Origin of the sequence: Nocardioides sp., from assembly GCF_041600255.1 — a bacterium.
Taxonomy (GTDB): Bacteria; Actinomycetota; Actinomycetes; order Propionibacteriales; family Nocardioidaceae; genus Nocardioides.
The window spans coordinates 1-10,180 of sequence record NZ_JBFIKK010000117.1 but is presented as its reverse complement, the minus strand read 5'-3'; the positions used below and the strand labels follow the sequence as shown (position 1 = coordinate 10,180).

General features: G+C 70.6%; 9 protein-coding genes and 1 pseudogene. 1 reads left to right on the top strand and 9 read right to left on the bottom strand.

The window, feature by feature from the left end:
• The 4 genes from ABZE72_RS13155 to dacB all read right to left on the bottom strand — a co-directional run.
• Nucleotides 1–916 (bottom strand): hypothetical protein (locus tag ABZE72_RS13155; protein WP_372729489.1); only part of this gene is annotated, 916 nt, incomplete at its 3' end.
• A gap of 120 nt (nt 917–1,036) precedes the next feature.
• The gene (tilS, locus tag ABZE72_RS13150) at nt 1,037–2,005 is read right to left on the bottom strand and encodes a tRNA lysidine(34) synthetase TilS (protein ID WP_372729488.1); all 969 of its coding nucleotides are present in this window, start codon (nt 2,003–2,005) and stop codon (nt 1,037–1,039) included.
• A gap of 30 nt (nt 2,006–2,035) precedes the next feature.
• On the bottom strand, nt 2,036–3,097 hold the full coding sequence (locus tag ABZE72_RS13145; protein WP_372729487.1) for a zinc-dependent metalloprotease: 1,062 nt from the start codon (nt 3,095–3,097) through the stop codon (nt 2,036–2,038).
• Between the two features lie 39 nt (nt 3,098–3,136).
• A complete protein-coding gene (dacB, locus tag ABZE72_RS13140; protein WP_372729486.1) occupies nt 3,137–4,597 on the bottom strand; it encodes a D-alanyl-D-alanine carboxypeptidase/D-alanyl-D-alanine-endopeptidase in 1,461 nt (486 codons plus the stop codon).
• Between the two features lie 120 nt (nt 4,598–4,717).
• Between dacB and ABZE72_RS13135 the strand changes: the two genes are divergently transcribed.
• On the top strand, nt 4,718–5,206 hold the full coding sequence (locus ABZE72_RS13135; RefSeq protein ID WP_372729490.1) for an inorganic diphosphatase: 489 nt from the start codon (nt 4,718–4,720) through the stop codon (nt 5,204–5,206).
• 72 nt (nt 5,207–5,278) lie between these two features.
• On the opposite strand, the gene ABZE72_RS13130 is transcribed toward ABZE72_RS13135, so the two are convergent.
• From ABZE72_RS13130 to ABZE72_RS13110, 5 genes and pseudogenes are all read right to left on the bottom strand, one after another.
• Nucleotides 5,279–5,977, bottom strand: a complete 699-nt coding sequence (locus ABZE72_RS13130) for a hypothetical protein (protein WP_372729485.1) — start codon at nt 5,975–5,977, stop codon at nt 5,279–5,281.
• A 106-nt stretch (nt 5,978–6,083) separates the two neighbouring features.
• Nucleotides 6,084–6,743 carry a class I SAM-dependent methyltransferase gene (locus ABZE72_RS13125; RefSeq protein WP_372729484.1) on the bottom strand — a complete coding sequence of 220 codons (660 nt, stop codon included), beginning with the start codon at nt 6,741–6,743 and terminating at the stop codon, nt 6,084–6,086.
• Nucleotides 6,744–6,759: 16 nt separating this feature from the next.
• On the bottom strand, nt 6,760–8,739 hold the full coding sequence (locus ABZE72_RS13120) for an acyl-CoA dehydrogenase (protein WP_372729483.1): 1,980 nt from the start codon (nt 8,737–8,739) through the stop codon (nt 6,760–6,762).
• A gap of 66 nt (nt 8,740–8,805) precedes the next feature.
• Nucleotides 8,806–9,855 (bottom strand): phosphatase PAP2 family protein, encoded by a 1,050-nt coding sequence (locus tag ABZE72_RS13115; protein WP_372729482.1) that lies wholly within the window; start codon nt 9,853–9,855, stop codon nt 8,806–8,808.
• Nucleotides 9,856–9,884: 29 nt separating this feature from the next.
• Nucleotides 9,885–10,180: pseudogene (locus ABZE72_RS13110) on the bottom strand (ABC transporter ATP-binding protein); the annotation flags it as partial.

Genomic DNA, 10,180 nt, shown 5'->3' with positions numbered 1-10,180 from the left:
TCGAGCCCCTCGCCTCGTCGGAGCCGGGGTAGCTCACGTGCAGGGTGTAACTCTCCGATGCCGTGAAGCGCTCTTCGTCGCGGCAGACCTTCTTCTTCTTCCCCTTCACCGTCTTGGTCTCGCAGACCTCGACGGTGTACGACGTGGAGCCCGCCAGGTGCGGCAGCACCACGACGGCCTCGGAGTCACCGGCCTTCTTGGTGGGCACCAGGGCCTGCTTGAGTTCGGTCACCAGCTTCTTCCTGTTGGTGGACGGGTCCTGGAACTTGACCGGCTTCGCGCCCTGGGTCACCGAGAACGTCACGTCACCCAGCATCTTGAGGATCCCCGGCTGGCCCTTGGCAACCCCGACCTGGACGGCCAGGACGGAGCCGTCACCCTGGGTGATCTCCTTGAGGGCCTTGCCGACCGGCTTGCCCTTCTTCGCGGCGTGAACCGCACCACTCGCGGCCGAGGCCACCTTGTTGGCGAGCTTCATCCGGACGTCGGGCAGGTCGAAGAACTGGTAGTTGCGCTTCAGCGCCATCGGAGCGGTGGTGTAGGTCTTGAACCGCAGGTTCCTCGGCACGGTGTCCAGGCTCGAGAACCGGACGACGATGCTGGTGACCGCGGCCGGCTCGTACCTCAGCTCGATGTTGTAGAAGCCGTGACCGAAGTCGTCGCCCGAGTAGGTCAGGGCAGAGGCCAGCGGGGTCGCGCCGAGGTCGTGGGCGTTGAGGACCGCCACGCTCACGTCGTCCTGGTACTTGCCGAGCTGGTTGCGGACGTAGCCGGAGATGTAGGCCAGGCGCTTCTTCGCCTGGGGGGCTCCCACCGAGGCCGAGTCGGCCGACTGGGTGGATGCCTGCGACTGGGCGACGGGGGCCAGCGAGAGCAGCCCGACCGTCATGAGGCCCAGAAGGGTCTTCTTGATCACGATGTTCTTCTTTCGGGAAAAGGGGGGGCCGCCCAAATGGGCTGAGCGAATCCTAGAGATAGCCCTGCGCGTCGAAGCGTGAATTCGCGACAACTCATCCGAACGGGTCACTCAAACGGGTCAGGCGAACGTCCTAAAGGTCAATCGGTCGTCTTGCCGGACACACCGCAGACGCCCGGGCAGATCCACCCATTTCTGCCCGCGCCACGCCACCACGAGCGCGTCCATCGCCTTCACGTGCTCGTGGAAGAGCTCCGAGGCGGGCGCTCCGGCAGCCACAGCGGCCATCCGCAGGATCCGGGTCCGTACGGCGGTGGACTGGACCAGCAGTCGCGCCACGTCGAGCACGCCGGCGAGATCGTCGTAGGCCGCCTCGGCCAGGTCGTCGAGGTGGTCCATGTCCTCGCGGAGCTGCTCCGCGGTCCGGGCGAGCGTCTCGGTCACCCCGGGCCCGAGCTCGTCCTCCAGCACCGGCAGCACCCGCTGCCGGACCCGGGATCGGGTGAACCGGGGGTCGGTGTTGTGCGGGTCGGACCAGAAGTCGATCCCCTCCACACGGCATGCCGTCTCCGTGTCCACGCGGGAGACGTCCAGCAGCGGACGGCGGTAGCCGTCGAAAGCCCGGCGCATCCCTGCCAGGGACCGTCCCCCGGACCCTCGGGCCAGCCCGAGCAGCACGGTCTCGGCCTGGTCGTCGCGGGTGTGGCCGAGCAGGATCGCCGCGGCGTCGAACCGCTCCCCCATCTCGGCGAGAACCGCGTACCTCGCCTGGCGGGCGGCGGCCTCCGGCCCCAGGCCCTCACCCTCGACCCGGACCCGCGCCCCGACCGTCTCGGCGACACCGAGCTCGGCCATCTGGGCGACCACCCGCTCTGCCTGCGCCCCCGAACCCTCCTGGAGACCGTGGTCGACGGTGGCCCCCACCACGTGCCACCCGGCCTTGCGGCCTTCGAAGACGCAGGCGGAGAGCAGGGCCAGGGAGTCCGCTCCGCCCGAGCAGGCGACCAGCACGGTGGCGCCGGGCTCCACGTCTGCGAGCCCTCGGCGTACGGCGAGCCGCACCGCCGCGACAGCCGGGTGCAGCGTCATGGCCGGCTCACCGGACGACCACGGTCCGGCTCACAGGACCCGGGAGACCCACGCCGCAGGGTCGCTGATCTCGGCCTTGGACGGCAGGTTCTCGGGCCTCTCCCAGACCGCGTTGAACTCGGCCATCCCGACCTTGTCGACGACGCCCCGCACGAAGGCGGCGCCGTCGCGGTACTGCGCCATCTTCGCGTCGAGGCCGAGCAGCCGGCGCAGGATCCGGTCGAGCACGCCCACACCCTTGCGACGCTGGTCGAACGCGCGCCGGATCGCCTCGACGCTGCCGATCACCTGGGGTCCGACGCCGTCCATGACCACGTCGGCGTGACCCTCGAGCAACGACATGACACCCGTGACCCGGTCCAGGATCTCCTTCTGCTCCGGGGTGCCGAGCATCTCGACGAGGCTGCCGTCGCGGTTCTTCACCGCGCCGGCGAGCCGAGCGATGCCGTCCTCGAGCAGCGACCCCGAGTCCAGGGTCTCGGCGATCGACTGCATCTGGGCGAAGAGGTGCTCGCGCATCCAGGGCACCGCGGTGAACTGCACCCGGTGGGTCTCCTCGTGCAGGCAGACCCACAGCCGGAAGTCGCTGGGGTCGGCACGGAGTTCGCGCTCGACGTGGACGATGTTCGGCGCCACCAGCAGCAGCCGGCCGTGCGGGTCGAAGAACGGGTCGAACTGACCCAGCACCCGACTGGCCAGGAAGCCCAGCAGTCCTCCGACCTCCACCCCGGTCACCCGGGAGCCGACCGCCCGGGCGATCCCGGTCGGGGCGCCCTTGCGCTCCTCCAGCTTGGCGATCAGGGGCGACATCAGCGCCGCGAAGGCGTCGGCGTTCGCCTGCACCCATCCGGCGCGGTCGACCACCAGGACGGGGGCGGTGTTCTCGGGGGCGCTCAGCCCCGTGAACTCACGGACCAGACCGGTCGAACGACCCGCACCAGCCCGCAGCTCCTCGACCGCCCGGGTCGCCTCGTCCGGCGTGACCGTGGGGCCGTCCCCGGCGATCCGCGACCCCAGCTGGACGGCGAGGTCCCAGTCCACCATGCCCGACGGTCGACCCGCGGCCCCTGACCCGCCCACTGCACTCGTCATGCCCCCGACGGTACCCGTGCCCACCCGGGGCCCGATCGCTCAGGCTGCGCAGCGACAGGTCGCCAGGGCCGCGGCCATCCGGTCGAGAGCGTCGCGGGCGGCCAGGGTGTCGGTCACGGCGACCCGGTCTGCCATCAGCACGAAGAGCAGCAGCTGACCGTGCCGATCGGTCACCAGGCCGGCCAGCGAACTGACCCCGGTCAGCGTGCCGGTCTTGGCCCGCACCAGCCCGCGTCCGCGCGGTACCGCGTCCTCGAAGCGCACCGCGAGGGAGCCGGTGAAGCCGGCCACCGGTAGCCCGGTGAGCACGGCCCGCAGCTCGGGCCGGTCCGGGTCGGCCGCGACCCGCAAGGTCTCGAGCAGGGTCTCGCTGGTCAGCCGGTTCTCCCGGGAGAGCCCGCTCCCGTCGTACCAGCGGGCACCGGCGAACGGGACCCCCAGGTCGGCGAGCGTCGCCCGGGCCGCCCGGACCCCGGCCGTGAACGACCCCTCGCCCCGAACCGCCAGACCGACGTGGCGCAGGAGCACCTCGGCGGCCTCGTTGTCACTGAGCGAGACCATCCGCTCCACGATCGCGGCCAGGGGCGCGCTCTCGACGCCGGCCAGCGTCTCGGCGTCGGGGTCGGCCCGTCGGGGTCGGGGCTCGCCGAGCACCCGGATCCGGAAGCGACCGAGTGCTCGAGCGAACTCCTCGGCTGCGGCCGCCGACGGGTCGGCCACCCGCCCGGACCCGGTGGGCGACCTGCCCTGGTCGACCCAGAGGCTGCTGATCGGCGTGACCACCCCGGGCAGGTAGGTCTCCGGCCACCGGGGGCTGACCGCGGGTCCGGTGAAGAGCGTGTCGTCGTAGGCCAGGCGCACCCGCCGGGTCCCGCGCTCGCGCAGCGCCTCGGCGGTCGCACGGGCCAGGGTGAGCATGTCGGCGGATGCCGGGTACGCCGCGGTGTCGCCGGGCTCGACGGGCTCGCTCGCCAGCAGCGGGTCTCCCCCGCCGACGAGCACGATCCGGTTGCCCGGCCCGGAGCGGACCGTGGTCGTGAAGACGTGCTCGGGCCCGAGTGTGGCGAGCACGGCCGTACCGGTCAGCAGCTTGAGCGTGGAGGCCGGGATCGCCGGGCCCCGCCCGGACCGGTACACCGTCGTCGGGTCGTCCAGGGTGGTCACGGCAGCGCGCACCCTCGGCCCCAGGTCGGGGTCGTCCAACAGTGGGCGGATCAGTCGTTGCAGTCGGCGTACGTCGAGACCCCGGTCGTCGGACGCGGAGGCGGATCCCAGCGCGGCGGCCACCTCGGCGGGCTCGACGGGCGTCGGCAGCGCGAGGCCGACCGGAGGCGCCACGGCGGCCGGATCGTCGGCCGGGTCCGGCCCGGTGCCGAGCCACCGCGGCCCCAGCTCGAAGCGGTACGACGCCCCGGCAGCGGCCAGCAGGATCAGCACGAGCACCACCGGCAACCACCGCAGGATCGCGGCCGTGCCGTGGCGTGGGTCACGTCCAGCCATCGATTCCTCCGTCCGAGTGCGCGTTTCGGCACATTGTGCGGGAGACTGACCCCCGGTCCGGACATGGGCCGTGCTGACAGGCTCCAGGACGGAGCCGATGACGACGTGGAGGCTTACGTGCTGGAGTTCGACGTACTGGTGGAGATCCCCAAGGGCTCGCGCAACAAGTACGAGGTGGACCACGAGAGTGGCCGCATCTACCTGGACCGCATGCTCTTCACCTCGACGGCGTACCCCGAGGACTACGGCTACATCGAGAACACTCTCGGCCAGGACGGCGACCCGCTGGACGCCCTCGTGATCCTGCAGGCCCCGACCTTCCCGGGCTGCATCATCAAGTGCCGCGCGATCGGAATGTTCCGGATGACCGACGAGGCCGGCGGCGACGACAAGGTCCTGTGCGTCCCCACGCACGACCCGCGCCTGGAGCACCTGCGCGACATCAACCACGTCTCGAAGTTCGACCGCCTCGAGATCCAGCACTTCTTCGAGGTCTACAAGGACCTCGAGCCCGGCAAGTCCGTCGAAGGTGCCGAGTGGGTCGGCCGCACCGAGGCCGAGGCCGAGGTCCGCGCCTCGTTCGAGCGCGCGAAGACCGAGGGTCACTGACCCCCGGCGAGCACTGCAAGCTCCCGGAAGAGGAGATCGGCCTGGGGCCGGTCTCCTCTCTCCGTCTCCGGGTCAGCGCAGCGATCCGGACCCATCGCCACGAGCCGCCGGCCGTGAGGCGGGCATCGCCACGCCGCGGTCGACGAGCAAGGTCTCGGTGAAGGACACGTGGCTGATGCTGTCGGTGTCGTCGAAGACGAAGGGCGTGTCGGTCCGGCACGTCAACGCGGGGGTCCCCGCTGCGCTGCTCACGATCGCCGAGCCGGCTGCCGTGCCGTAGCCGGCCCGGGTCACCACGTAGGACAGCCCGACCACCTGCGCCTCCACCCCGTGTCTGAGGTAGCAGAGGCCCGGCCCACCTCCCTGGAGGGTGATGGCGTAGTCGAGGAGGTAGGTGCCGGCGGGGAGGCCGGGGAACGCGAGGGTCTTGGTCGTGGTCGAGGTGCCGCCGCGCGGCACCGCGTACGTGTGGGTGCGGGTCACCAGTTCGGCCGCCTGCCGGCCGTCGAGCAGGTCGGCGTTGAGCCGCTTCACCATCTTGCGGGATGTCACCGCCAGTGACGGTGCGTTCGAGCGCGACTTCAGCTTCAGCGCCGGACCGGCGCCCTTGTTGCGTAGCACCGTCGTCGTACCGGCAGTCGTGGTCGTGCCCGCCTTCACCGACGGGCTCCTGCTCCCGCCGGCTGCGGTCGCGGGGATGCTCGCGGCAGCCACGACCACCGCAGCGAGAACGACGGCGGTGAGACGGCGATGACCTGGCGATGAGGACATGGGGCGCTCCCAGCATCAGGGCGGCGCCCGACGCACCGCCGGTTCAGGTCACCATGCAGCAGCACCCGCCCACGATCAAGGTCGATTGGACCGCCGGACCACCGGCTCAGGCCTTGACCGCGCGGAAGTAGCCCACCGCGCCACTGGTGGCGAGGCGCACCTCGGACAGGTCGTGCTCGGCCAACCAGCCAGTGAGCTCCGCAGCCGTGCAGCCGGGCCCGAGCAGGCCGCCGACCCGCCCGGCGAATCGGAGCGGGGCGAAGCGCAGCCCGGTGTCGTTGAGCAGGGCGCTGCCGGTCAGGACGCCGCCGGACGCCAGGACCCGTGCCATCTCGGCCACCGCAGCCTCGGGGTCGGGAAAGCAGTGCAGCCCGGTGAACGAGACCACCAGGTCGACGGAGGCGTCGTCGAACGGCAGGTCCACGACGTCGGCGAGCACCGTCTCCACCTGGTCGGCGACGCCGCGCTCCACGGCGGCCTCCCGGGTCCGCTCCAGCATCGTGGCCGAGATGTCGGCCGCGACGTACTGCACTCCCTGACCGACTCGCAGGCCACGCAGGGCCACGCCGCCACCGCAGGGGACGTCGAGGACCCGGGCCCCCGCGGGCAGGCTGCCGATCTCGGCGGCGGCGTCGTACAGCCGTCGCAGCTCGCTGCCGAGCCCGGCCTTCCACAGCACCCCGCCGATCAAGGGGTGCTCGACCGTCCAGTCGTAGACCGACGCCCAGAGCGGATCCTCGTGCCAGCCCCCGAAGGGTCGTCCCACGCGGCTCGAGAACACCTCAGTCGCCGATGAGGTCCTGGGCGCGCAGCATCTCCTCGGGCACGCCGAACGCGTCGACGAGGTCCACGGCGAGGGGCCTGATCTTGCGGCACAGGCTGTTGATCTCGCGGCTGATCGCCTTCGAGCGGGTCGTCGTCAGACGCCCGTGCTCCATGAACCAGGCCCGGTCCGACTCGATCGCGCAGAGGGCGTGCAGGTCGGCCAGCAGGTTGAGCGCGACCTTCATGTCGGAGTCCGGCAGTGGGCGGACCTTCTCGATGAAGGCCTCCAGCACCAGTCGCTCGACGTGGGCCCGGGCAGCGGCGATGACGTGGTCCTGCACCCGGGAGAAGACCTCGCCCGGGTTCATGTCGTTGTCGATCCCGCGCTTGAGGCGACGCGCGACCGCACCCAGCATGTGCTCCTCGCGGTAGCGCAGCATCGTGAGGTGGTACTCGGGATCGAGCAGCCCGGCCTCCTGGTCCCACTCCTCACCGCCCGGCAGCAGGTCCTTGACCCGCTCGAGCAGCTTGTGGACGTGGGTGCGTTCGATGACCGTCTCCACCGCCAGGCCGGCGACGAACCGGACCAGCCCGAACTGGTCCATGTCCTGGAACTCGCTGGAGTAGTCGGTCAGCAGGCCCTTCGCCACGAGCTGGAGCAGCACGTGGTTGTCGCCCTCGAACGTGGTGAAGACGTCCGTGTCGGCCTTGAGCGCTGCGAACCGGTTCTCGGACAGGTAGCCGGCCCCACCACAGGCCTCGCGGCACTCCTGGATGGTGCGGGTGCCGTGCCACGTGCCCAGCGCCTTCGTGCCGGCTGCCCGGGACTCCAGCTCGCGCCGGGTCTGTTCGTCGTCGGTGGCACCGGAGAACACGTCGTGCAGCTGGTCGGCGACGACCTCCTGGGCGAAGTGCAGGGCGTAGGTCCGCGCCAGCAGCGGGAAGAGCCGGCGCTGGTGCATGCCGTAGTCGAGGAGCAGCTCCTCCTGGCCGTCGGTGGACGCCTCGAACTGGCGACGTCGTACGGCGTAGCGGGTGGCGATCGTGAGCGCGACCTTGGCGGCGTTGATCCCGGCGCCGCCGACGCAGACCCGACCTTGCACCAGCGTGCCCAGCATGGTGAAGAACCGCTTGTTCGGGTTCTCGATCGAGCTCTCGTAGACCCCGGCGGCACTCACGTCCGCGAACCGATTGAGCAGCGCCTCGCGCGGGACCCGCACGCCGTCGAACCAGAGCCGGCCGTTGTCGACCCCGTTCAGCCCCATCTTGGCGCCGTCGTCCTCGATCCGGACTCCGTCGGCCGGCTTGCCGTTCTCCCGGATCGGCACCACGAAGGCGTGCACGCCCTCGGAGTTCCCCCCGACCTCGAGCTGGGCGAAGACGACCGCCAGCTCGGCGTGCTTCGCCGCGTTGCCGATGTAGTCCTTGCGCGCGGCCTCACCGTGGGTGGTGATCACGAACTCCTGCGTCGCCACGTCGTACGTCGCGACCGTGCCCAGCGCCTGCACGTTGGAGCCGTGGCCGGTCTCGGTCATCGCGAAGCAGCCCATCAGCTTCCCGGTGATCGTGTCGGGCAGGTACTTCTCGTGGTGCTCGCGCGTGCCGAGTTGGAGGATCGCGCCGCCGAAGAGGCCGAACTGGACACCGACCTTCACCAGCACCGACAGGTCGCCGAAGGCGAGCGTCTCGAAGGCCGCCACCGAAGCGCCGATGTCGCCCCCGCCGCCGAGCTCCGTCGGGAAGCCCATCCCCGTCTGGCCGGTCGTGGCCATCTCGAGCACGATCTCCTTGACCCGCTCGCGGTAGTCGTCGCGCGAGAGGGTCTCGGCCTCCTCGAGGATCGAGGCGTGCTCGACCAGGTTGCTGCGCACGAGGTTGCGGATCTCGACGTACTTGCCGTCCAGGAAGGCGGCCAGGGCGGGAACGTCCACGTCGGGCTGGATGTAGCTGCCGTCGGAGTCGTCGGCCGTGCTCGGGGGTGCAGTGTCGGTGGCCATGACCCTCAAACTACCGGGAGCGCCCTCATCCCAAACCTGCTTCGACGCCCCCGAGGGCGCTCGGACTCAGCCCTCCTGGTCGACCGGCACCGCGGTGGTCGTGGTGGTGGGTTGCGAGTTCAGGCTGTGTCGCTCGAACCTCTGCCCGCTGGCCCGGCCCCCCACGTAGAACGCGATGAAGGCGATCATGATGCCGGCGACGTCGTCGGCGATGTAGTGCCAACCGAAGTAGATCGTCGCCACCAGGGTCAGCCCGAAGTTCACCCAGAAGACGATCTTGAGGAACTGCGAACGCAGGGTGAACTGCACCATCAGCGCCACCAGCAGGGTGATCGCGCAGTGCAGGCTGGCGAACCCGGCCACCGACTGGACCGTGCCCTCGATGCCGCTGCGCATCACTTCTTGCCGGGAGTTGTAGAGCGACTCCATCAATCCCGACGTCGGCGTGTCCGGGAGTCGTGCGTAGGAAGCGACGTAGGCGAAGCCGGGGCCGAGCGTGGGCAGCGCGTAGTAGGAAAGGGTCCCGAGCGCCCAGGCGATGCACTGGGAGGTGGCGAACCAGTAGCCGTAGGTCAGGTTGCGCGACCAGACCAGCCACGCGGTCAGCGCCAGCGGCACCAGCGGCAGGAACCACAGGTAGATGTAGGACAGGGCGTGCGCGGAGACGCCGGTTCCCAGCACGTCGTGGAGCAGGACGGCGGGGTCGTTGCCCAGCAGCAGCGCCTTGTCGAGCAGGTGGAGCTCGCGGTCGTACTTGGTGTCGCTGAGCACGAACGGCAGGAACGACTTGAGGTTCCGGTAGCTGACGTAGGTGATGTAGAAGCAGACGACGCCCATCACCACGAGGGTGACCCGGTCCTTGGTCCAGTGCTGGCGCACTCGGGCCTTGAAGATCGCGGGCATCAGGGCTGGATGCATCCGGGACTGCCACAGCGTCCTCGGCATCAGGTCGGCCAGGAACGCCGCTCCGACCAGGATCGGCAGTCGTGCCCACGAGGGACCGAGGAAGCCATCGGGGTCGGCGAGCCGCTTGTCGAGCAGGATCGCCGTCAGGACCGCCAAGAAACCCATGATGGCGGCGATCCCCAGCAGGAGGGCGTAGGCACGGCGATGCACAGCGCCAGTGTAGGGCGCGCGCGCCCGACTCAGGGCTCGGGGAGGACCGCCAGACGGGTGGCGTTCACCACCAACCGGATCGGCGCCCCCGCGCCGGGGTGTACGTCGAGCGGCGCCACCGCGTCGATCTCGCCCAGCTCGGGCACGTCAACGACGAGCCGGACCAGGTCCGGAGTGGCCCGGCTGGAGACCACCACGCCGGCCAGGGACCCGTCGGGGGCGACCTCCAGCGCGGAGCGTCGTACGGCGACCGCAGGGGCGGGCGGCAGTCCGGCGGCGGCCAGCACGGTCCGGGCGGCGGACCCACGCAGCACCCGGGCGTAAC

What these genes read in the sequence shown, in the direction of transcription:
- ABZE72_RS13120 (WP_372729483.1), bottom strand. Translation starts at nt 8,739, where the DNA reads ATGGCCACCGACACTGCACCCCCGAGCACGGCCGACGACTCCGACGGC.
- dacB (WP_372729486.1), bottom strand. Translation starts at nt 4,597, where the DNA reads ATGGCTGGACGTGACCCACGCCACGGCACGGCCGCGATCCTGCGGTGG.
- ABZE72_RS13145 (WP_372729487.1), bottom strand. Translation starts at nt 3,097, where the DNA reads ATGACGAGTGCAGTGGGCGGGTCAGGGGCCGCGGGTCGACCGTCGGGC.
- tilS (WP_372729488.1), bottom strand. Translation starts at nt 2,005, where the DNA reads ATGACGCTGCACCCGGCTGTCGCGGCGGTGCGGCTCGCCGTACGCCGA.
- ABZE72_RS13130 (WP_372729485.1), bottom strand. Translation starts at nt 5,977, where the DNA reads ATGTCCTCATCGCCAGGTCATCGCCGTCTCACCGCCGTCGTTCTCGCT.